Below are 22,576 nucleotides of genomic sequence, written 5' to 3' on the forward strand. Positions count from 1 at the left end.
CGACCTCCTCAGACACTGGCCGACGACAGGCTGCGCCCGCCGCAGACGTAGAGCGTCTGGCCGGTGACGTAGGAACTGGCTGGGTCGAGGAAGAATTCCACCGCATTGGCGATGTCATCCGGCGAACCGATACGCTTCACCGGCACGGTATCTTTCAGGCGCGCCTGCACCTCCGGCTCGAAGGCCTGGAACAGCGGCGTGTCGACGATTCCGGGCGCAATGGTGTTGACGGTGATGCCCTTGGCGGCGAACTCGATGGCCAGGCTGCGGGTCAGGCTCACCACACCGCCCTTGGCGGCGGAATAGTTGGCCTGGCCGAAGCCACCCAGCCATGCCCGCGAAGACAGGTTGACGATGCGCCCGAAGCCCGCGTCCAGCATCAGCGGCAACGCCGCCCGGCAGCAGAGGAACTGCGCCCGCAGGTTGGTATCCACCACCAGGTCCCAGTCGTCCTCGGTCATCTTCAGGAAGCGCTTGTCGCGCACCACGCCGGCGTTGTTCACCAGGAAATCCAGGCGCCCGGATACTTCCCGGATCTGTGCGAAGGCGCCCTCGACGTCCGCTCCCTGGGTGAGGTCCAGCGCGATGCCGTGGGCGTCGCACCCTTCGTCCTGCAGCAGCTTGACGGCGTCCAGCAGGACAGGTGCATCGCGATCCAGCAGGTAGACGGTGACGCCCTGGCGCGCGAGGCGGGTGGCGATGCCGAGGCCAATGCCGCGAGCAGCGCCGGTTACGGCTGCCACCTGCCCTTCATGGAAACGTTGTGCAGTCATCTCACACCCCCAGTACGTGAACGGAGGACGCGGCATGGTCCACGCCAGCGATGCCGCCACCGGTGCACTGGGCAACGCCAATGCGCGGGTTATCGGCCTGGCGGCTGGTGGCACGGCCCTGCAACTGCCACATCAGCTCGACCATCTGCGCCACGCCGGTGGCACCCAACGGGTGCCCCTTGGCGAGCAGGCCGCCACTGGGGTTCACCGGCACCCGGCCGCCGAGCGCGGTAGCACCGGAATGCAGCAGCGCGACCGCTTCGCCGTGGGGCGCGAGCCCCAAGGCTTCGTAGTAGAGGAGCTCGGCGATGGTGAAGGCGTCGTGCAGCTCAACCACGCCCACGTCGCGCGGATCGACGCCAGCCTGCTCGTAGGCCTGGCGAGCAGCGCGAGCAGTGATTTCTGCGTCGAGGATGTCGTCACGAGCACCTTCGCGCAGGCCGGATACGACGATGGAGCCGAGCACGCGCACGTCCCTGGCATGGGGGCCCGGCTTGTTGCCGAGCACCAGGGCGGCGGCGCCGTCCACCTGGGACGGGCAGCACTGCAACAGCGTCAGCGGGTCGGCGATCATGCGCGAGCCCAGCACCTCCTCCAGGGTTACTCCGGTGCGTTGCTGGGCGTACTCATTGAGGGAGCCGTGATGGCGATTCTTCACCGCCACACGGGCGAGGTCGGCTGGGCTGGCGCCGCGCTCGTGGATGAAGCGGGTGGCGCGCATGGCGTAGACCGCCGGCAGCACCATGCCGGCCTTGGCATAGAGGTCGGTCTTCTCGTCGTTGCGCTGCAGCGGAATGGTGCCGCCACCCAACTGGGTCAGCTGTTCGATGCCAAACACCAGCACGCGCTCGTACTGCCCGGCCAGCAGCGCATGACGTGCCAGGTGCACGGCGGTGGCACCGCTGGCGCAGGCGTTCTCGACGTTGTAGACGGGGATGCCGTCCAGGCCGAGATCGCGCAGGATCACCTGGCCGAGGATCATGCCTCCAAGGACGTTGGCGCAGTAGATCGCCTGGATGTCTTTCAGCGCGAGGCCCGAATCAGCCACGGCCTTGATGATCGCCTGCTGGGCCAGTTCTGGCGCCATCACGCCCTGGTGACGGCCGAAGCGGGTCATGGCACCGCCCATTACATGCATCTGGCTCATTGGCGGGCCTCCACGGATTCGAACACATAGCCATAGGTTTCATCGGGCAGGATGCGGTAGCTGGCACCGATCATCGGACGCTCGCAGCCGGTGACGCGGCCGAACAGGCGCACTGGCCCTTCGAGGTCCAGGTAGCCCAGGGCGAAGGGCTCCAGGCCGCTCTTGGGGCCCGGATGGATGATGGTGAAGCTGTACAGCTCACCTTCGCCGGCCAGCGTCTCGGTGCGGTACTGGTCGGCCAGCGGCGAATGGCCGGGCAGCGCCGGGAATACCAGCTCGCCAGTGGCGATGTGGCGGGAGCCAAGCAGGCGCGAGGGGCTGGCGTCTCCCCAGAGGGATGGCAGTGGGTTCATGTCGACCTCCTGTTGTTTTCAGCCGCGTGAACGGCTCTGGACTGAGGCTATGGTCGACATCGGGCGGGAGCCCGACAAACGATATAAAGACCGCGGGTGGTTGAGTTTTTTGCAATCCAGGAGACGGACTACCGGTAGGCAGAGGCTGAATGCAACGAAGCCCAACGACCCGAGATGGGGTTGTTGGGCTTCGTTACCTGCCAGATACCTTTACCTCTGCGGTGGGCTGACGCTTACCTGCCCCGTCAGGCCGGTTTCAACTGCGCCGGATCGACCGGCAGGGTGCGCAGGCGCTTACCGGTGGCGGCAAAGATGGCATTGACCACCGCCGGGGCGATGACCACGGTGGACACCTCACCCAGGCCACCCGGCGACTCGCCACTGTTGATGATGTGGGTCTCGATGGGCGGCACCTCGTTGAGGCGCAGCAGGCGGTAGCTGTCGAAGTTGCCTTGCTCCACCCGGCCGTCCTTGAAGGTGATGTTGCCGAACAGCACCGCCGTCAGGCCGAAGACCGTGCCGCCCTGGATCTGCGCGACCACGGTGTCCGGGTTGATGGGAATGCCGCAGTCCACCACGCAGATGACCTTATTCACGGTCACCATTCCGTTGGCATCCACGCTGACTTCCGCGACCTGCGCGGCATAGGTGCCGAAGCAGTAGGTCAGCGCGACGCCACGGCCTTTGCCGGCCGGTAGCGGCGAATCCCAGGCGGATTTCTCCCTCAGGGTTTCCAGCACCTTCACCGCGCGCGGATGTTTCTCCAGCAACGGGTAGCGGTAGGTGAACGGATCGATCTTGCTCATTACCGCCAGCTCGTCGAGGAAGCCTTCCACCATGAAGCAGTTCTGGGTGTGGCCAACACCGCGCCAGAAAGCCGGGGTAATGCCCTTGGGTGGTTCGTGGCGCACGTAGTGCACCGCAAGGTTAGGGAAGCCGTAGGGGCCACAGGCATCGCGCGCGGCATCGCCATCTATACCGTTCTTGAATAGGCCCGGCGCCCAGCGCGCGATGATGGACCCGCCGGTGACCTTGTGGCTCCAGGCAATGGGATGCCCCTGCTCATCGAGGCCAGCGGACAGGTGGTTGTAGTGGAAAGGCCGCAGGCTACTGTGGCGAATGTCTTCCTCGCGGGAGTAGATGACCTTCACCGGGTAGTCCACCTGCTTGGCGACTTCCACCGCATGGCCGACGAAGTCCGTTTCCAGTCGCCGACCGAAACCGCCGCCCAGCAGCTGGTTATGTACCTGCACAGACTCTTCGGGCAGGCCGGTAAGCTGCGCCGCCAGCGTCTTGGCCCGCGCCGGCACCTGAATGCCCAGCCAGAGGTCGCAACCATCCTTGCGCACGTGTGCCGTGCAGTTGACCGGCTCCATGCAGGCATGGGCGAGGAACGGTACCTGGTAAACCACCTCGACCTTCTTCGTCGCCTTGGCCATGGCAGCCGGCACGTCTCCTTCGGCGCGCACTTTCACGCCTTCGGCCTTTGAGGCTTCGGCGATGTTCTTAAGCATATCGGCGCTGGAAACCGTGCCATTCTCGCCTTCATTCCACTTGATCTGCAGCGCCGCCAAGCCCTTGCGTGCCGCACCCGTGTGGTCGGCGATCACTGCCACCGCATCCTTGGTACGCACCACTTTGTGCACGCCCTTGACCGCCATGGCAGGGGCGTCGTCCACCTCGGCCAGGGTGCCGCCGATGATCGGGCAGATGGTGATCGCGGCAACCTTCACCCCCTCGGGGCGGGCATCGATGCCGAACATGGCCCTGCCCGTGACTTTGGCGGGACCATCTGTGCGTTTGGCAGGGGTACCAATCAGCTTGAACTGCGCCGGGTCCTTGAGCGGTACCTCACCAGGAACCGGCAGCTTGGCGGCAGCGTCTGCCAATTCCCCGTAGCCGAGCTTGCGACCGCTGTCCGGGTGGACCACGACGCCGTTCTCGACCTTGCAACTCCCTGCCGGCACCGACCACTGCTGCGCGGCTGCTGTCACCAGCAGGGTGCGCGCAGTGGCGCCGGCCTGGCGCAGGGGTATCCAGTTGGCGGGTATCGAAGTCGAGCCGCCGGTAACCTGGAAACCCAGCATGGGGTTGGCGTAGCGCTTGTCGTCGGCCGGAGCGTGTTCGATCACGACCTGATCGAGCGACACCTCCAGCTCCTCGGCAATCAGCGCGGGCATCGAGGTGTAGGTGCCCTGCCCCATTTCCACCGGCTGGATGATGAACGTCACCTTGCCGCTGCGATCGATGCGAATGTAGGCGTTGGGGCTGAAGTCTCCATCGGCGGCCTCGGCAAACCCCATCAACCCCGGCAGCGTGAAACTGATCAGCAGGCCACCACCTGCAGCGGCGCTGGCCTTGAGAAATCCCCGGCGGCTGAGGCCAGGCAGGAAGAGATCGTTCATGCTGCGCCCTCCCCTTTGGCAGGTTGTGCCTGGGCCGCAACCTTGATGGCTTCGCGGATGCGCAGATAGGTTCCGCAGCGACAGATGTTCCCGGACATCGCGCCATCGATTTCCGCGTCGCCGGGATTGGGGTTGGTCGCCAGCAGCGCGCTCGCCGACATGATCTGTCCCGACTGGCAGTAGCCGCACTGCACCACTTCCTTGGCCAGCCATGCCTCCTGTATACGCTTGCCGGCGTCGGTTGCGCCGATGCCTTCGATGGTGGTGATTTCCGCACCGACCATACTGCTGACCGGCATCACGCAGGAGCGTACTGCCGCACCATTCATGTGTACGGTGCACGCCCCACACAGGGCCATTCCGCAGCCGAACTTGGTTCCAGTCATGCCCAGCACGTCGCGCAGTACCCAGAGCAGCGGCGTATCGGGATCGACATCGACGCTGTGCTCAGCGCCATTGATCTTCAGGGTGAGGGCCATATCGCCTCCCGTTGGTTTTCATCAGGACAGGTGCCCGTCTGCGCGGGCATGCGCGGTTCGCCAGGGCGATACCGCGGCCCCGGAAGTAAAGGCAGGGAAAAGGGATGGATCAGGGCGCGCCTGAATGGGCTTCGGGGGGCGTGCCTGGGAAGACGAATGTCATTCGGCCAACAAGCGGTACCTGAAGCATGGTTGCCTCCGTGGGCAGGCCGTTCCATCAGGGCTGGGCGGCTGGCGGCTCCGTGACGCCAGCGGGAATGATTCGAGGATGCTAGAAGTCCTGGCAGAAACTGCCAATTGGTTTAAACGCACTACTCGCCTGAGTTTTTTTCAAGCCGTTTCGGAGCCCGCCGTCACTCGCGGTATCCTGTTGCGCCCCCTCGTCCAGGCCCGTCAAACCGATGTCCGCAGTCTCCCTCCAGGCAAATCTCCCCATCGTCCTCGCCGGCCCCATGCTGCGCCGCATCGAAGCCCGTCGGCTGGTGTTCTGGCTGGTCGGTTCGCGCAGGCTCTCGCCGGTGCTGAGATTATCCGTGGACGGTGGCGTCGAGTATCCGCTGACCGAAGACAGCTGCCGGGTGATTCCTTTCGGCCGTCATGCTTTCCTGCACCTGATCGACCTGCGACTGGAGACCTCCCTGCCCCTCGACCAGCAGATCGACTACGACCTTCTGATCGACGGCGACGGCATCGGCCATTGGGCGCCGCACCTGGTCCATGAGCACGCAACACGGCCGAGCTTCGTCCTGCGATCGCGTATCGACCAGTTGCTTCACGGCTCTTGCCGCAAGCCGCACTTCCCGGCCAACGACGGCCTGCTCTGCGCCGACCGCCTGCTGGCAGCCGACCCGAAACCCGAGCAGCGCCCCGCCCTGCTGATGCTCAGCGGGGACCAGGTCTATACCGATGATGTGGCCGGTCCGATGCTGCGCGCCATCCATCAACTGATCGCGCGGCTTGGCCTGTTCGACGAGAGGCTGGAGGGGGCGATCGTCAGCGACAGCGCGGCGTTGTACGGCCATGCCGCCTGCTACTACCACCGGGCGGACCTGTTGCCCGCGCTGGAGAGCAACGAAACCCTGCGCGAACGTTTCTTCGGCGGCGCGCGCAAGCCCATCTTCACCAGCGCTAATGCGGAAAATCATCTGGTGACCCTGGCCGAAGTCATGGCCATGTACCTGCTGGTCTGGTCGCCGGTGCCCTGGGAACTTGTGGAACCGCAGATGCCCCCGCTGGACGCCGGGAAAATCGATCGCTATCGCCTGGAAGAAACCCGACTGGTCGATTTCCGCGCTGGGCTGCCGGGCGTCGCGAGGGTGTTTGCCCACCTGCCGACCCTGATGATCTTCGACGACCATGACATCACCGACGACTGGAACCTGTCTGCACAGTGGGAGCTGACCGCCTACGGCCACCCCTTCTCCAAGCGCATCATCGGCAATGCGCTGGTTGCCTACATGCTGTGTCAAGGCTGGGGCAACGACCCCAGGGCGTTCAGCGAGGTGCTGGACAAGGCCGAGGCACTGGCCGCCACCGCCGCCGACGACAATCATCTCGACAGCACGGCGTTGGACGGGCTGATCGACCGCCTGATCACCTTCAACCACTGGCAGTACGTGATGCCCACGACACCGGCGCTGGTGGTATTGGACACCCGGACCCGCCGCTGGCGCAGCGAGATCGACCTCCAGCGCCCATCCGGCCTGCTGGACTGGGAGGCCCTGTGCGAACTGCAACAGGAACTGCTGGATCATCCATCGGCGATCATCGTCTCCCCGGCGCCGGTCTTCGGGGTCAAGTTGATCGAGACGGTCCAGCGGGTCTTCAGCGCCTTTGGCCAACCACTGCTGGTGGATGCGGAAAACTGGATGGCCCACCGTGGCGCGGCCCAGGTGATCCTGAATATCTTCCGCCACTCGCGCACACCGGGGTCCTACGTGATCCTGTCCGGCGACGTGCATTACTCCTTCGTCTATGAAGTGCTGATCCGCCATCGCCAGCAAGGCCCGAAGATCTGGCAGATCACCAGCAGCGGCATCAAGAACGAGTTTCCAAGGCGCTTGCTGGATGTATTCGACCGCCTCAACCGCTGGCTCTACTCGCCGCGTTCTCCGTTGAACTGGTTCACCAAGCGGCGCCCGATGAAGGTGATGCCGCGCACGCCGGAACACAGCAAGGCCGGCGAACGGCTGTGGAACTCCGCAGGTCTCGGCCAGGTGTTCTTCGATACCGAGGGGCGGCCTTCGCGCATCTTCCAGCTCAACGCCAATGGCACCGAACCCACCGAGTTCCTCGAACAACGAGACGACCAACCGGACGGACTTCCCGTGGCGCGGCGGGTATGATGCCGACCCGGATTTCCTGACGGCTACCCACCATGAGCAACACTCCCCTCTTCGGCAACGGCGATGCTTCCTACCAGGCCGCTGGTGGCATCGACGGCCTGCGACGCCTGGTGGACGACTTCTACCGGCTGATGGACGAGCTGCCGGAAGCCGCCGACCTGCGTCGCCTGCACCCGGATAGTCTGGAGCAATCCCGCGACAAGCTGGCCTGTTTCCTCAGCGGCTGGCTGGGCGGCCCGAAGCTCTTCAGCGAGAAATACGGGTCCATTTCGATACCCTCCTTCCACGCCCAGTGGCCCATCGACGAATCCCTCAGCGGCGCCTGGCTGGGCTGCATGGAGCGGGCCATCGCCCAGCAGCCCTTCTCGCCCGAGTTCGCCGAGTACCTGCTTGCACAGCTGAAGGTGCCGGCCCACCGAGTGGTGCAGGCGAGCCGCGCAAGGCACGGCTGAATCCCGCCTCGAAATCTTCTTGAAAGCGAATTCATTCGCGATGCAGTCCGAAGGGCTGCCAGAGGGACCGGGTTGCTTCGCGTCCATTCGCGAATGAATTCGCTCACACAGTTCAATCGCAGCGCTCATCGCGATTTTGACGGCGCCTGGCTCGCACCCATATAGTAAGCACCGCTTATTATATGGACCCCACATCATGCCCCGCCTCGAAGAGAGCATCGGCTTCCTCCTGGCCGATGCTTCCCGCCTGATGCGCCGCTCCTTCGAGCAGCACATCACTGGCAGCAGCCTCACCCTTGCCCAAGCCCGCGCCCTGGCACATGTCGCGCGCAACGAAGGTTGTCGCCAGGTCGAGCTGGCCGACCAGTTGGAGGTCAAACCCATCACCCTTGCCCGCCTGCTGGATCAACTGGAGCAAGCCGAACTGGTGGAACGACGCCCCGACCCGGACGACCGCCGCGCCTATCGGTTGTATCTGCGCCCGCGGGCCGACAAGGCCCTGGACGACATCCGCACCGCGGGTGCGGCGATGCTCGCCGTGGCGCTGGATGGCTTCAGCGAAGCCGAAACGGCCGCGCTCTCCAGCGCCCTGCGCAAGATGCGCAGCAACCTTTCTTCCCGTTGATTTCCAAAGGAAGCGCAACGCCATGAACACCCACACGGTCATCGTTCCCGAACAGGACGCAGCGGCCGCCACCAACTCCCGCGGCAAACGCCTGTTGCTGATGGGCGTCGCCCCTGTTCTTGCCGTAGGCCTGGGACTGGCCGCCTATCTCCACGGTGGACGCTTTGTCGAAACCGACAACGCCTATGCCAAGGCTGACAAGGTGCCGATCAGCGCCGATGTATCCGGCACCATCACCGAGGTGCTGACCCGCGAGAACGATAGGGTGAGTGCCGGGCAGCTGCTATTCCGTATCGACCCGGCAAGCTTCCGCATCGCCGTTGCCCGGGCCGAGGCGCGCCTGGCACAGGTACGTACCGACCTCGCCGCGCTGAAAGCCAGCTACCAGGAAAAATCCTCCGAACTGGCCCTGGCCCGTACCCGTCACGCCTACGCCGAGAAAGACCTGCAGCGCCAGGCGAACCTCGCGCAGAAAGGCTATCTCTCCCCGGCAAGGCTCGACGAATCGCGCCAGGCCACCCAGATCGCCGCGCAAGAAATCGACGCCCGCGAGCACGATCTAAAGCGCATCGCCGAGAACCTCGGCGGCAGCCCGGCACTGCCGGTGGAGCAACACCCGAGCTACCTCAGCGCCCAGGCCGAGCTGGAACAGGCGCGCCTGGACCTGCAACGCTCCGAAGTGCGCGCGTCGCTCGCCGGGAGCATCAGCAAGGTGCCGCAACCTGGCCAGTACATCAGTGCCGGCAATACCGCCATGACCCTGGTGGTGGATGACAATCTCTGGGTGGAAGCCAACTTCCCCGAGAAGGACCTGACCTACGTGCGCCCCGGCCAACCGGTCGATGTGCGCTTCGACATCTACCCGGACGCCACCTGGCACGGCGAAGTGGAAAGCCTGAGTCCGGCCACCGGTTCGGAGTTCTCGGTACTGCCAGCGCAGAACGCCACCGGCAACTGGGTGAAGGTGGCGCAGCGGGTACCCGTGCGCATCCACCTGCGACCCGACGCCCAGCAGCCACCGCTACGCGCCGGCCTCAGTGCGGTGGTGGAGATCGATACCGGCCACCACCGCAGCCTCGCCAGCCTGCTGCCCTGATCACCATGAAGGCGACCCACTCCCGCGACGCCGGTTCGCACCGCTGGCTGATCACTCTCTCAGTGATGCTGGCCACCATCATGCAGGCGCTGGACACCACCATCGCCAACGTCGCCCTGCCGCATATGCAGGGCAGCATGGGCACGACCCAGGACCAGATCAGCTGGGTGCTGACGTCTTACATCGTTGCTGCTGCCATCTGCATGCCGCTGACCGGTTTCATCGCCGCGCGCTTCGGCCGCAAGCGGCTGTTCATGTGGTCCATCGTCGGTTTCACCATTGCGTCGATGCTCTGTGGCGCGGCCCAGAGCCTGGAGCAGATCGTCCTGTTCCGTCTGCTCCAGGGCGTGTTCGGCGCCAGCCTGGTGCCGCTGTCCCAGGCCGTCCTGCTCGACACCTACCCGACCGAGCAACACGGTTCGGCCATGGCCATCTGGGGCGTGGGGGTGATGGTCGGTCCCATCCTCGGACCCAGCCTCGGCGGCTGGCTCACCGAGTACTACAACTGGCGCTGGGTGTTCTACATCAACCTGCCCTTCGGCCTGCTGGCCTGGTTCGGCCTGACCGCCTTTCTCAAGGAGACCCCGATCGAGCGGGAGCGCCGTTTCGACCTGCTCGGATTCGCGCTGCTCGCCCTGGCCATCGGCGCCCTGCAACTGATGCTGGACCGGGGGGAATCCCAGGACTGGTTCCACAGCCCTGAAATCCTCATCGAGGCGGTGCTGGCGGGACTTGGGCTCTATCTATTCGTCGTCCATGTACTGACCCACCGCGAACCATTCATCGACCCGGCGATGTTCCGCGATCGCAACCTCAGCATCGGCCTGATGTTCATCTTCATGGTGGGCATCATGCTGTTCGCCACCATGACCCTACTGCCGCCATTCATGCAGAATCTCATGGGCTATCCGGTGCTGGATGTCGGCAACCTGATCGCGCCGCGTGGCCTGGGTACCATGGCCGCGATGATGCTGGTGGGTCGGTTGATCAGCCGTTTCGACCCACGTGGAATGATCGGACTGGGCCTGTTGCTCACCGCCCTGTCACTGTGGGAAATGACCCAGTTCACCGCTGAAGTCAGCAGTTTCGCCATCGTCCGAAGCGGCCTGGTCCAGGGCTTCGGGTTGGGCCTGATCTTCGTGCCGCTGTCGACCCTGACCTTCTCCACCCTGGCGCCGCGCTACCGCAACGAGGGCACCGCGCTGTTCAGTCTGATGCGCAATGTCGGCAGCGGTATCGGCATCTCCCTGGTGATCAGCTATCTCGCCCAGCGCACGCAGATCAACCACGCCGCCTTCAGCGACTTCATGACGCCTTTCAACCAGGCCCTGACCCAGGCGACCGAAAGTGGCGCCATCGACCTGTCCAGCCCAGCCGGGTTGGTGGCGCTGAATATGGAAGTGACTCGCCAGGCATCCATCCTCGCGTACCTGCAGGACTTCCGCCTGATGATGTTCATCACCCTCGCCTCCTTGCCCTTGCTCCTGCTTCTGCGCAAGCCGCCGATAACATCCGGCCCGCCGGACACTCACGCGGTCATGGAGTGATCTCCTAACCCGTCGCCACGCCCCTGGCCCGGTTTCGCCGCCAGGCGGCCGGCGGCGCACCGAATTCCCGGCGAAAGGCACGGCTGAAGGCTGTGTCGGTCTGGTAGCCGACATCCTCGGCGATACGCGCCAGCGGGGCGTTGCTGCGGCTGAGGAGATTGGCGGCCAGGAGCATGCGCCACTGGGTCAGGTACTGCATGGGTGAGCTGCCCACCAATAGCTGGAAGCGTTCGGCAAGCACTGAGCGCGACGTGCCGGCGGTACGTGCCAGTTCCTCCAGGGTCCAGGCCTGGGCCGGGCATTGGTGCAAGGCCGTCAGTGCCGATCCGACTATCCGGTCCCCCAGTCCCGCCAGCCAGCCGGTACGTCCAGCGGCCTGCTCGTTCATGTACAGGCGCAGGACTTCGATGAACAGCACTTCGGCCAGCTTGGCCAGCACACCCTCGCCGCCTGGACGGGGCGATTTGGCTTCCGTCAGCGCGTAGCGTACCGACGCTTCCAGCCAGGGCCCGGCGCTGGAGTCACGCACGTTGACTCGCACCAACGAGGGCAGCCCGGCCAGCAGGATGTCCGCCAGCCTTGCATCGCAGGCCAGGTAGCCGCAGACCAGTCGCGTGATCGCCCCACCGCCGCCATAAGCCAATTGCCGAGGGCGACGCGCCAGCACTTCGTCCAGCCTTCCCCCCTTGGCCGGCGGCAAGCCGGGTTGGGAGGTCATGCGATGGGCATCGCCCTTGGGAAACAGCACCACGTCACCTGCCGAGAGACGGACAGGCTGTTCCTGGCCGATTTCGACAAAGCACTCACCTTCGGTGATCAGGTGGAAGATCACCACGCGTTCGGCGCCCGGTTCCAAAAGCGGAGCAACCGTATCGGCACGGGGTGACTGGTAGCACCAGGGCGCGCTGAACCGTGCATTGATGAAGATGGCGCCGACCAGATGGACGACGCGCAGCGTTTCCGACAGAGCGTCCATCAGCCCTCACCTCCAGCCGCAGTTCTGAAATTCTGGTCGGTCGCGGGAACACGCAGCGTTTCGTCGGATAAATGGCTCTGTGCGGACGATCAAGCAGACCTTGCCGACGCTCGGACAGGACTGTGTCCCATTTGAGGCGGATAGTTTTGCCAGCACGTCCTTGCTGCCCGTTGTACCCAAGGCGTGTCTGCAACACCCAAAAAACCAAGAAAACAGAGGTCCCCATGCCCAAGTTCCTCATAGAAAGAGAGATACCGGAAGCTGGAAAACTCACGGAACGAGACCTCAAAGCCATATCGCAGAAGTCCTGCCGGGTACTCAAAGAAATCGGACCAGAGGTGCAGTGGGTCCAGAGCTACGTCACAGACGACAAGCTGTACTGCGTCTACATCGCCAACGACGAGGGACTGATCCGCGAACACGCCCAGCGTGGCGGATTCCCCGTCAGCCGCATCTCCCGCATCAGCTCGACCATCGATCCGACCACAGCCGAATGAGCCCCGAAATGACTTCTGCAATTGATCTGAATGCACTGAAGAGCAAGCAAATGGCCTCATGGGCCAGCGGCGACTACGCCGTCATCGGAACCACCCTGCAGCTGGTCGGCGAACTGCTCGCCGAAGCCTGCGACCTGCGCCACGGCGAGACCGTACTGGACGTTGCGGCCGGCAATGGCAATGCCACTCTGGCAGCCGCGCGCCGAGGCGGCCGGGTGACCTCCACCGACTATGTGGCGGCCCTTCTGGAACGCGGCGAGGAGCGTGCCCGCGCCGAGCGGCTGGAGGTGAACTTCCAGGCCGCCGATGCCGAGAACCTGCCCTTTCCTGACGCCAGCTTCGACGTGGTGCTGTCCACCTTCGGGGTGATGTTCACCCCCGACCAGACCAAGGCGGCTTCCGAGTTGGCAAGGGTCTGTCGTCCCGGTGGGCGCATCGGTCTGGCCAACTGGACGCCGGACGGTTTCATCGGCCAGGTGTTCAAGACACTGGGGCGCCACCTGCCGCCTCCACCCGGTGTGCAGCCACCCTCGCTCTGGGGCGTGGAGAGCCACCTGCGTGAGCTGTTCGACCACAGCGCCCGCGAGATTTCGGTAGCGCGGCGGTTGTTCAACTTCCGCTACCAGTCGGCAGCCCATTTCCTGGAAGTCTTCCGGACCTGGTACGGCCCGGTGCACAAGACCTTCGCCGCCCTCTCCGCCGATGGCGCCGAAGCTCTGGAGCGTGACCTGACCGAGCTGCTCGAGCGCTACAACCGCGCCGGGCCGGATTCGCTGATCGTGCCCAGCGAATACGTGGAGGTGGTGATCACTCGCCGTTGACGTGTAAGCCACTTGTAGCCCGGGTGAAATCCGGGCTACAAGCGTCGGCTTCCAGCTACGCCGCAACCTCAGTCTGAAGTCCGAGCTGACCCAGCTCGACATCCAAAGCCGGCTGTTTTCCACTCTGCCCCCCGGCCCGCTGCGCAAGTTGGACGATGGGTTGGACCGGCAAGCGCTGTTCCAGTCTCGACTGGAGGCCAGCCGGCGGCTCCTGGCCATCAACGCAGCCCCGTCGTACCCGGGGCGCTGCCCAGGAAATCCAGGACATGCTGGAGCGGCGCCAAGGCTAGGGATGCTGCGCATCCTTTCGCAATTGAAATCGCGCCTACAGGAGGGCGTGCTTCTTGTGGGAGATTAATTCGCGAAGTACGCGTTCAACCGCCGAGCGCCTCGACAGCCAGCCGCGCCACACGCATGTCGGACTCTGCAGATTCGGCATCGCCGTCCTCCAGAAACCAGGCTGCTGAGAGCCCCGCATAGGCCAGCACCCAGCGCAACAGCCGCTGCCGGCCCAGGCTTGACGCCTCGGCGATTACCTCGATCTGGCGAGCGAAGCGTGCAGGCTGTACGACGGTGGCCAGCTCGGGGTTGCAGATCAGGTTCGCGTAGTCGTAGCCGCGATCACCGATGACCCGCTTCGGATCGATGGCCAGCCAACCACGCTCACCGAAATCGAGCACGTTCTCGTGATGGATATCGCCGTGCAGTACCACTACTTCACGCTGTGAACCCAGCAGTTCACGGGCAACGCCGGCCGCTTCGCCGAACAGCCCGCCCTGTCGCCGCGCTGCCGGCCACAGTGAGCGGAACCACTCTTCCAAAGTGACCAGCTCCGGTGCGGGAGCGGGTCTTGGCGCATGCAGTCGCGCGATGGTCGCGCAAGCAATGCGACTGGCCCCGTCGTCACAACCGCCCAGGGCCATGCGCATCAACGATCCGGGGCCGGTGGCCCGCTCCATCAACAGGGCATCGCTCTCGAGCCGATATACCCGCGCCGCGCCGTCGCCATCCCACCAGCGCATCACCTGTGCGCCGACTTTTTCTTCGCTGTCCCGCGCGACTTTCAGCATCGCCGGCAATCCATCAAAGCGCACGGGTAACAGGTCGCTGCCGGGCGTATGGATGGGTTCGCCGTCGGGAGTCAGGTTCCATTCAGTCAGGTATGGCTCGAACACGGCCTTGTGCTCCTTGCAGGTGGTCGTAAGTTCCAGCGCTTCAGGCTGGGACAAAGAGAGTAGCCGTATTCCCGTCCGATAACCGCACGAAACACGCTACGGAAAATTGACGGAATTAACTGGTTAGTACATTTTCATTTGCATCTTTCCCCGGCTCGCTGCCGGGCCAGAAAAACAATGGAGATACCGCTGTAATGACCCGCACTGTCCTGGTTCTCAACGGCCCGAACCTCAACATGCTCGGTACCCGTGAGCCCGCCACCTACGGCCATGAAACCCTCGCCGACATCGCCGCCCAGTGCAGCCGCACGGCAGCCGGGCTGGGTTTCGAGGTGGACTTCCGCCAGACCAACCACGAAGGCGAACTGATCGACTGGATCCACCAGTCTCGGGGCCGTTGCGCCGGCATCGTCATCAATCCCGCTGCCTGGACCCACACCTCGGTCGCCCTGCGCGATGCCCTGGTGGCCAGCGAACTGCCGGTGATCGAGGTACACCTCTCCAACGTGCACAAGCGCGAGGAGTTCCGTCACCACTCCTTCGTTTCCGCCATCGCCGTCGGTGTGATCTGCGGTCTCGGCAGCCAGGGATACTCCCTGGCACTCCAGCACTTCGGCCAACTGTTCTCCAAGGGTTGAGCATCATGTCCCAGCACAATCAATCGGTACTCGCCGGCCTCATCGGCGCAGGTATCCAGGCCTCCCGCACCCCCGCCATGCACGAGCAAGAAGGCGACGCCCAGGGCATCCGCTACCTGTATCGCCTGATCGACCTGGATCAGCTGAAACTGGACATCAGCGCCCTCCCCGACCTGCTCGATGCCGCCCAGCGCATGGGCTACACCGGCCTGAACATTACCTTCCCCTGCAAACAGGCGATCATCCCCCTGCTGGATGAGCTCTCTCCCGAGGCCGCGGGTATCGGCGCGGTGAACACCGTGGTCCTGAAGGATGGCAAGCGTGTCGGCCACAACACCGACTGCCTGGGATTCGGCGAAGGTTTCCGCCGTGGCCTGCCGGATGTGGCGCGCCGCCAAGTGGTGCAGATGGGCGCGGGTGGTGCGGGTTCCGCGGTGGCTCATGCCCTGCTTGCCGAAGGTGTCGAACGCCTGACCCTGTTCGAGGTGGACGTCGTCCGTGGCCAGGCCCTGGTCGACAGCCTCAACCAGCATTTCGGCGCCGGCCGCGCGGCCCTCGGCACGGACCTGGCCAATGCCATGGCCGAGGCAGACGGCCTGGTCAACACCACCCCCATCGGCATGGCCAAGCTGCCGGGCACCCCGGTTCCGGCAGAACTGCTGCGCCCCGAGCTGTGGGTAGCGGAGATCATCTATTTCCCGCTGGAAACCGAATTGCTGCGCGATGCCCGCGCCATCGGTTGCCGCACCCTGGATGGCGGCACCATGGCGGTATTCCAGGCCGTAAAAGCCTTCGAGCTTATTAGCGGCCGTGGCGCGGATGCCGACCGGATGATGGCGCACTTCGCCAGCATGAACGCCTGATCCATCCTCCTGTAGGGTGCGCACGGTGCACCCTACGAACTCAACCCTCCACCGCCCTGGTGGTGGGCGTGAACAGCGATATCCATGTCGTCTGTTCTCTGTGGGAGCGAATTCACTCGCGAATGAACTCGCCCCCACAACGCCCGTAATCTTCAATCCAGCACTGGCTTCAGCAGTGCCTGCGCCTCGTACAGAGGTGTCAGATATCGCTGGCGCATCTCGTCGCCACTCATGCGTGACGCGTGGGTGGTAATGGTGAGGCTGGCCTTCAGCTCACCCTTGCGATTGGTCAGCGGCACCCCCAGCACGCACATACCCGCCTCGTACTCCTGGTCCACCACGGCGTAGCCCTGGGCAGCGACTTTGCTCAGCTCCGCCTTGAGCTCGTCCATACCGGTACGGGTGAAGGGCGTCAGTTGGCGCAGCGCGACTCGTGCGAAGTACGCCTCCAGTTCCCCTGCAGAAAACGATGCCAGCCAGATACGCCCGCTTGCCGTGCAGTACATGGGCATGCGCGATCCGGGACGAATCGACAGGGAGGCGATGTGGCTGTACCGGCTCCGGACGATATGCACGATATCGTCGCCATCGCGCAGCCCCACGGAAACGTGCTCCTGAGTAGTCCGTGCCACCTGTTCGACGATAGGCCGCAGCATGCGCGGCAGCTGCGCTGAATCCACATAGGCCTGGCCTATGCGCAGGGCCTTGGCGGTCAACCAATAATGGCGACCATCGGTTTCGGCGAAGCCGTCATGCACCAGAGTCAGCAGGAAACGCCGCGCGGCGCTGGAAGTCAGCCCGGACATTGCCGCCGCTTCCGGCACACTGAGACGCGGATGATCGGCACTGAACAGCTGCATCAGCGCCAGGCCCTTCTGCAGCCCGGCGATCAGGTCCCGCTGGTGTATGACCGGCACCTTCATGCCCACTCTCCTGTCCGCTTGATATGCCTTTGCGCAGGGTGCGCCGTGCGCACCGTAACCCCGCTTGGAAGCTGCAGTGCGCGCAGCGCACCCTGCCAGGAAACCAGTCAGCTGATTTCGCCTGTCGGCGCGATTATCGCAGCGTCACTGCGATAAACAACCGAAACGCCCTTCTGTTTCATTGGCCGCTCCCTGGGCGCTGGCAATACTGCCGGCACAACAACAAGCCCAGGAGATCAGCATGATTCGTGGTTCGACCGAACTGGTGGCCATCATCGGCAGCCCCATCGCTCAAGTGAAATCGCCGGAAAACTTCAACGCCTGGTTCACCGAGAACGACCAGGACCTGGCGATGATCGCCGTGGACATGGCCGAGCAGAATCTCGCCACCTTCATCCAGTCCCTGCGTGGCTGGAAGAACCTGCGAGGTTGCGTCGTCACCGTGCCTTACAAACAGGTCCTGGCCAGTCAACTCGACCAGCTCAGCCCTCGTGCAGCGGCCCTGGGCTCGGTGAACGTGATACGTCGCGAAGCAGACGGGCGCCTGCTGGGCGACAACGTCGATGGCGAAGGCTTTCTCAAGGCCGCTCGCGCCCACGGTTTCCAGCCAGCCGGGCAACGCGTTCTGGTAGTGGGCTCCGGTGGTGTCGGCGCCGCCATCGCCTACTCGTTGTGCGAAGGAAGCGTGCGCCAACTGGTGATCGCCGACCTCGACCAACCCCGCGCTGAGGCGCTGGCAAAGCACTTGCGCGATGCGTTTCCGCAAATCGTGATCGGCAACCGCTACGACAACCTTGAAGCCTTCGACCTGGTGGCCAATGCCACGCCCGTGGGCATGGGCGGCACCGGCGAAATGCCCCTGCCCGGCATGTTGCTGGAAACCCTATCCCCTACCGCCCTGGTGGCGGATGTGGTGACCAGCCCGGTGGTTACACCGCTGCTGGAGCTGGCCCGCAGGCTCGGCTGCCGAATCCAGACCGGCCCGGAAATGGCGCGCGCGCAAATGGGCAACCTGGGCGCGCACATGGGCGTGATGCCCCAGGACGCCTGAGGAGGCCGCCATGAACACTGCCGTGAAAACTCCTCCCGCCGAGAATCTGGCGGGCACCTGGGACCTGGTGGTGCTGGGCAGCGGCGCAGCTGCCTTTGCAGCGGCAACGACTGCAGCCTGCAAGGGACTCAGCGTGCTGATGCTGGAAAAGACGCCCCAGTTCGGCGGCACCTCGGCCATTTCCGGTGGCGCCGTATGGATCTTCGACAGCGACCAGGCCCGCGCTGCGGGAGTGCAAGACAGCGCCGCGGCCATTCGGACCTACCTGAAGCAGACCATCGGAAGCGGCTATCGGCCGGAACTGGTGGACGCCTTCATCAGCCACGGCCGCGAAGCACTGCGTTTTCTTGAGCACAACACCGAACTGGCCTACGCCCTGCGCCCCTTCTCGCCGGACTACTACCCGCTGGAAGACGGCGCTACGGACCGTGGACGCGCCCTGGAAATGGTGGAGTACGACGGCCGCCGCCTGGGAGCGCACTTCAAGGACCTGCGTCGCCCGCCGGAAGGCATGTTGCTGTTCGGTGGCATGATGGTGAACCGCATCGATATCCAGCACTTCCTCAGTTTCCGCCGTTCGCCCCGATCCCTCTGGCATTGCCTGAAGTTGCTGGCCCGCTACGGCCTGGACAGACTCGGTCATGACCGTGGCACCCGCTTGACCGTAGGCAACGCGATGATCGCGCGGCTGGCCACCACGGCCTTCGAAAAGGGCGTGGAGCTCTGGCTGCGAAGCAGCGCCGAGTCGCTGGTGATCGAATCAGGCCGGGTGGTTGGCGTTCGTCTGCTCAAGGATGGCCGTCCGGTCGAAGTACGCTCCCGAGGCGGCGTGGTCTGCGCCATGGGAGGCTTCGCAGCCGGTGAACTGGCCGCCCGCTTTCGCCCGGCAACCGGCACCGAGCACCTGAGCATGTCCCCAGCCGGCAACGACGGCGCGGCGCTTCGTCTGGGAGAACAGGTGAATGCCGCTACCGGCGCGGACATGGCCTCCAGCTTCTTCTGGGCACCGGTATCGCGGTTGCGCCGGCCGAACGGTGAGCTGGAGCGGTTCCCACACCTGGTCACCGACCGCGCCAAGCCCGGGATCATCGCGGTGAACGACAAGGGGCAGCGCTTCACCAACGAAGCGGACTCCTACCACAGCTTCGTCCAGGCCATGCACCAGGAAGGCCTGGCGACCTGCTGGCTGATCTGCGATTCACAGGCCATGAGCCGCTACGGCATGGGCCTGGCCCGACCGAGTCCGGTGAACAACGGCGCCCTGGAGAAAGCCGGCTACCTGTTCCGGGCCGACTCGCCTGAAGCCCTTGCCCGCTCAATCGGCGTCGACCCGCAGGGCTTGGCTGCGACACTCGCGCGGTACAACGAGGACGCCCGCACCGGCCAGGATCGTCAGTTCGGCAAGGGTGCCAGCAGCTACAACCAGTCCCTCGGCGACCCGCACCACGCGCCCAACCCCTGCCTGGCGCCGCTGACCCGCGCGCCCTGGTACGCCGTGCGCGTGCATACCGGCGACCTCGGTTCGGCGCGCGGTCTGGTCACCGACGCCAACGCCAATGTGCTGAACCATCAGGGCAACCCCATCGCGGGCCTCTACGCCGCCGGTAACGACATGAACTCGATCATGGACGGCACCTACCCGGGCCCCGGCATCACCCTCGGCCCGGGCCTGACCTTCGGCTACCTCGCCGCCCGCCATATCGCCGAACACCTGAAATCCACAGTCTGAGGACAACGCCATGTACTACGAACTGCGTACCTACACCATCAAACCCACCAAGCTGGCCGACTGGCTGGCGCTCTACCGCAGCCATTGCCTGGAACTGCAGACCGAGCATCTGGGCAAATTGGTCGGCTTCTTCACCACCGAGTTCGGCGAAGCCAACCAGGTGGTGCACATCTGGGCCTACGAGAGCCTGGACGAGCGTATCGAGCGCCGGGCGAAGATAGCCGCCGACCCGCGCTGGGCCGAGTTCGGCAGACTGAACAAGGAGCTGGATGCCGTGGTGCATCTGGACTCGCGCCTGATGCGCCCCACCGGTTTTTCGCCGCTGCAATGAACGCCATGACCGAACGCCACTGCGATGTGCTGGTGATCGGCTCCGGCGCCTCGGGACTCGCGGCGGCGGTTACCGCCGCCCATCATGGACTGGACGTGCTGGTGGCAGAGAAGACCCACCAGTTTGGGGGCACCAGCGCCTGGTCCGGGGGCTGGTTGTGGATTCCATGCAACCCATTGGCCAAGGCAGAAGGCGCGGACGACAGCGCGCAGGCCGTCGAAAGCTACCTGCGTGCGGAACTGGGCAGCGAAGAACTGGACGAACGCCAGCTGGCATTTCTCCAGCACGGCCCGGAGATGGTCGAGTTCTTCCAACGCAGTACCCAGGTCCAGTTCTATTCCGGCAGCCGCATGCCGGACATGCACGATTCCCCCGGCGCGGTGCGCGGTGGCCGCTCCCTCTGCGCCCTGCCCTATGACGGTCGCCTACTGGGCCCGTGGCTGGATGCACTGCGTCCACCACTGGACCTGATCAGCCCGGGCGGCATGGGCATCGCGGGCGGCGCGGACCTTGCGCACTTCCTCAACGCCGGCCGCTCTCCGCGTTCCGCCCTCTATGTCGCCGGTCGGCTATTCCGGCATTGGCGCGATTGCCTGCTGCACGGCCGGGGGCTGCATCTGGTCAATGGCAACGCCCTGGTGGCGCGCCTGCTACGCAGCGCCCTCGACCTGGGCGTCCACCTGGAAACAGGGGCTGCCGCCATGCGCCTGCTGTGGGCTGGGCAACGGGTCGCTGGAGCGGAGCTGGAACTGGAGGGGCGCCGGGTGAACGTGATGGCGCGTCGAGGCGTGGTACTGGCGTGCGGTGGTTTTCCTCACGACCGCCAGCGTATCGGCCGGCTGTTTGGCCACGAGCACCTGTCCGCCGCACCGGCAACCAATACCGGCGATGGCCTGCGTCTGGGTGAAAGCATGGGTGCCCGGGCCACAGACCAACTGGCCAGCCCGGCTGCCTGGACGCCAGTGTCGCGTGTACCACGCAAGGACGGCAGCATCAGTGGCTTCCCGCACCTGATGGAGCGGGCCAAACCGGGCTTCATCGCCGTTCGCAATGATGGCCGGCGCTTCACCAACGAAGCCGACTCCTACCACGACTTCATGAACGCTTTGTTCCGCGCAACGCCAGCCGGAGAAGAACCTGCGGCATGGTTGATTTGCGACCAGCGCGCGCAGCGCCGTTACGGTATCGGCTGCGCTCGGCCTTTCCCCTTCCCCATCGGCCACCATGTGCGCAGCGGCTACCTGAAGAAGGCCGCCAGCCTCATCGAACTGGCGAAGCTCTGCGGCATCGACGGGGAACAACTGCAAGCGACGGTGGCAGCATTCAATGCCAACGCCGCTCACGGGGTGGACCCGGAATTCCAACGCGGCGCCTCCGCCTACAACCAGGCCCAGGGTGAACCGCTGCATGGGCCCAACCCATCATTGGGCGCGCTGGAGAAAGGTCCGTTCCATGCCGTGAAGCTGGTGCCCGGTAGTCTCGGCACCTTCGCCGGCCTGCTCACCGATGCCTCGGCGCGGGCGCTGGACGACCAGGGATCGATCATCCCCGGTCTCTATGCGGTGGGTAACGACATGGCAAGCGTGATGGGCGGGCATTATCCCAGCGGTGGAATCACCCTGGGGCCGGGAATGACCTTCGGCTACCTGGCGGGACTTTCCCTCGCGGGAGAGCCGGTCACGCCTGCAGGTAGCGCAGAACCGACTCGCAGATCATCTCCTTGTGCCGCGCCTTGACCTCGTCGTCCGCCAGCTCGATCTGGAAGATCTGGCCGAAGGTGTTGCGGTTGGAGACCCGGTAGAAGCAGAAGGAACTGATCAGCAGATGCAGGTCCAGGGGCTGGATGCCAGGACGGAACAGCCCTTCGGCCTGGCCGCGCTGAAGGATTTCACCCATGGCGTCGAGGATGTTGGTGCTCATGGAGCGAATGGCGTTGGACTGTTTGACGTACTCGCCGTAGTGGATGTTCTCGATGGAAACGATGCGGACGAAATCGACATTGCGGTCGTGGTGGTCGAAGGTGAACTCCACCAGCCGGCGGATAGCCTCGCGCGGTTCGAGCTCGGCCAGGTGAAGCTTGCCTTCAGTGCGACGGATGTCGCCGTAGAGCTTCTCCAGTACCTCGACATAGAGCTGCTCCTTGCTGCCGAAGTAGTAGTAGATCATCCGTTTGGAGGTGTGCATGCGCTCGGCAATGGCGTCGACCCGAGCGCCGGAAAGGCCCTGTTGGACGAACTCGGCGATGGCCGCCTGGAGGATGTTCTCGCGGGTTTTCTCCGGGTTGTTCTTGCGCCCTTTGCGAGGGGCCTCTACGGGCAGTTCTGGGAGTTCGGCAGTTGTTGTCATCTTG

Annotated in this window: 22 protein-coding genes; 13 read left to right on the forward strand and 9 right to left on the reverse strand. The window is 64.6% G+C overall.

The annotated features are described in order from the left end of the window. Positions 1-8 precede the first annotated feature (8 nt). From E8E75_RS04835 to E8E75_RS04855, 5 genes are all read right to left on the reverse strand, one after another. Entirely contained in the window at positions 9-773 is a 765-nt protein-coding gene (locus E8E75_RS04835; RefSeq protein WP_120651214.1) for an SDR family NAD(P)-dependent oxidoreductase, read from the reverse strand. A gap of 1 nt (position 774) precedes the next feature. Next, positions 775-1,920 carry a thiolase family protein gene (locus E8E75_RS04840; RefSeq protein ID WP_280358197.1) on the reverse strand — a complete coding sequence of 382 codons (1,146 nt, stop codon included), beginning with the start codon at positions 1,918-1,920 and terminating at the stop codon, positions 775-777. After that, positions 1,917-2,273 (reverse strand): OB-fold domain-containing protein, encoded by a 357-nt coding sequence (locus E8E75_RS04845; RefSeq protein WP_280358199.1) that lies wholly within the window; start codon positions 2,271-2,273, stop codon positions 1,917-1,919. The genes E8E75_RS04840 and E8E75_RS04845 overlap by 4 nt, the downstream gene beginning before the upstream one ends. Before the next feature lie 245 nt (positions 2,274-2,518). Then, entirely contained in the window at positions 2,519-4,678 is a 2,160-nt protein-coding gene (locus tag E8E75_RS04850; protein ID WP_280358201.1) for a xanthine dehydrogenase family protein molybdopterin-binding subunit, read from the reverse strand. Further along, positions 4,675-5,157, reverse strand: coding sequence for a (2Fe-2S)-binding protein (locus E8E75_RS04855; RefSeq protein ID WP_120651218.1), 483 nt, complete (start codon positions 5,155-5,157; stop codon positions 4,675-4,677). The genes E8E75_RS04850 and E8E75_RS04855 overlap by 4 nt, the downstream gene beginning before the upstream one ends. Positions 5,158-5,558: 401 nt before the next feature. On the opposite strand from E8E75_RS04855, the gene E8E75_RS04860 reads away from it, so the two are divergent. From E8E75_RS04860 to E8E75_RS04880, 5 genes are all read left to right on the forward strand, one after another. Beyond that, a complete protein-coding gene (locus E8E75_RS04860; protein ID WP_280358203.1) occupies positions 5,559-7,502 on the forward strand; it encodes an alkaline phosphatase D family protein in 1,944 nt (647 codons plus the stop codon). Positions 7,503-7,534: 32 nt separating this feature from the next. Further along, on the forward strand, positions 7,535-7,954 hold the full coding sequence (locus E8E75_RS04865; RefSeq protein WP_120651220.1) for a group II truncated hemoglobin: 420 nt from the start codon (positions 7,535-7,537) through the stop codon (positions 7,952-7,954). A gap of 196 nt (positions 7,955-8,150) precedes the next feature. Further along, positions 8,151-8,579, forward strand: coding sequence for a MarR family transcriptional regulator (locus tag E8E75_RS04870; protein ID WP_120651221.1), 429 nt, complete (start codon positions 8,151-8,153; stop codon positions 8,577-8,579). Positions 8,580-8,601: 22 nt separating this feature from the next. Then, a complete protein-coding gene (locus tag E8E75_RS04875) occupies positions 8,602-9,675 on the forward strand; it encodes an HlyD family secretion protein (protein WP_120651222.1) in 1,074 nt (357 codons plus the stop codon). Between the two features lie 5 nt (positions 9,676-9,680). Then, positions 9,681-11,222: a DHA2 family efflux MFS transporter permease subunit gene (locus E8E75_RS04880; RefSeq protein WP_120651223.1), complete on the forward strand. Its 1,542-nt coding sequence runs from the start codon at positions 9,681-9,683 to the stop codon at positions 11,220-11,222. Positions 11,223-11,226: 4 nt separating this feature from the next. On the opposite strand, the gene E8E75_RS04885 is transcribed toward E8E75_RS04880, so the two are convergent. Then, positions 11,227-12,198 carry an AraC family transcriptional regulator gene (locus tag E8E75_RS04885; protein ID WP_120651224.1) on the reverse strand — a complete coding sequence of 324 codons (972 nt, stop codon included), beginning with the start codon at positions 12,196-12,198 and terminating at the stop codon, positions 11,227-11,229. Positions 12,199-12,422: 224 nt separating this feature from the next. On the opposite strand from E8E75_RS04885, the gene E8E75_RS04890 reads away from it, so the two are divergent. Beyond that, complete coding sequence (locus E8E75_RS04890; RefSeq protein ID WP_120651225.1) at positions 12,423-12,695, forward strand: DUF4242 domain-containing protein; 273 nt, start codon at positions 12,423-12,425, stop codon at positions 12,693-12,695. An 8-nt stretch (positions 12,696-12,703) separates the two neighbouring features. Continuing rightward, positions 12,704-13,516: a class I SAM-dependent methyltransferase gene (locus E8E75_RS04895; protein ID WP_280358212.1), complete on the forward strand. Its 813-nt coding sequence runs from the start codon at positions 12,704-12,706 to the stop codon at positions 13,514-13,516. A 374-nt stretch (positions 13,517-13,890) separates the two neighbouring features. Here E8E75_RS04895 and E8E75_RS04900 read toward each other — a convergent pair whose 3' ends face one another. Further along, entirely contained in the window at positions 13,891-14,691 is an 801-nt protein-coding gene (locus E8E75_RS04900) for an aminoglycoside phosphotransferase family protein (protein ID WP_280358214.1), read from the reverse strand. A gap of 194 nt (positions 14,692-14,885) precedes the next feature. Here E8E75_RS04900 and aroQ point away from each other — a divergent pair, with 194 nt between their 5' ends. Both aroQ and E8E75_RS04910 read left to right on the forward strand, forming a co-directional pair. Beyond that, positions 14,886-15,329, forward strand: a complete 444-nt coding sequence (gene aroQ / locus E8E75_RS04905; protein WP_120651228.1) for a type II 3-dehydroquinate dehydratase — start codon at positions 14,886-14,888, stop codon at positions 15,327-15,329. 5 nt (positions 15,330-15,334) lie between these two features. Then, positions 15,335-16,192: a shikimate dehydrogenase gene (locus E8E75_RS04910; RefSeq protein WP_280358216.1), complete on the forward strand. Its 858-nt coding sequence runs from the start codon at positions 15,335-15,337 to the stop codon at positions 16,190-16,192. A gap of 152 nt (positions 16,193-16,344) precedes the next feature. On the opposite strand, the gene E8E75_RS04915 is transcribed toward E8E75_RS04910, so the two are convergent. Then, positions 16,345-17,115, reverse strand: a complete 771-nt coding sequence (locus tag E8E75_RS04915) for an IclR family transcriptional regulator C-terminal domain-containing protein (RefSeq protein ID WP_280358218.1) — start codon at positions 17,113-17,115, stop codon at positions 16,345-16,347. Positions 17,116-17,356: 241 nt separating this feature from the next. Between E8E75_RS04915 and E8E75_RS04920 the strand changes: the two genes are divergently transcribed. From E8E75_RS04920 to E8E75_RS04935, 4 genes are read left to right on the forward strand one after another with little or no spacing between them, the layout of a single operon-like run. Then, a complete protein-coding gene (locus tag E8E75_RS04920; RefSeq protein ID WP_153922460.1) occupies positions 17,357-18,166 on the forward strand; it encodes a shikimate dehydrogenase in 810 nt (269 codons plus the stop codon). Positions 18,167-18,176: 10 nt separating this feature from the next. Further along, positions 18,177-19,895, forward strand: coding sequence for an FAD-binding protein (locus E8E75_RS04925; RefSeq protein ID WP_120651232.1), 1,719 nt, complete (start codon positions 18,177-18,179; stop codon positions 19,893-19,895). Between the two features lie 10 nt (positions 19,896-19,905). Further along, positions 19,906-20,226, forward strand: coding sequence for an NIPSNAP family protein (locus E8E75_RS04930; protein WP_153922462.1), 321 nt, complete (start codon positions 19,906-19,908; stop codon positions 20,224-20,226). Further along, positions 20,223-21,962 (forward strand): FAD-dependent oxidoreductase, encoded by a 1,740-nt coding sequence (locus tag E8E75_RS04935; RefSeq protein ID WP_153922464.1) that lies wholly within the window; start codon positions 20,223-20,225, stop codon positions 21,960-21,962. Before E8E75_RS04930 ends, E8E75_RS04935 begins: the two co-directional genes overlap by 4 nt. Here E8E75_RS04935 and E8E75_RS04940 read toward each other — a convergent pair. After that, complete coding sequence (locus E8E75_RS04940; RefSeq protein ID WP_120651235.1) at positions 21,904-22,572, reverse strand: TetR/AcrR family transcriptional regulator; 669 nt, start codon at positions 22,570-22,572, stop codon at positions 21,904-21,906. The two genes, E8E75_RS04935 and E8E75_RS04940, sit on opposite strands and share 59 nt — an antisense overlap. Between the last annotated feature and the right edge of the window lie 4 nt (positions 22,573-22,576).

The organism is Pseudomonas sp. BN606 (assembly GCF_029873115.1).
Lineage (GTDB): Bacteria > Pseudomonadota > Gammaproteobacteria > Pseudomonadales > Pseudomonadaceae > Metapseudomonas.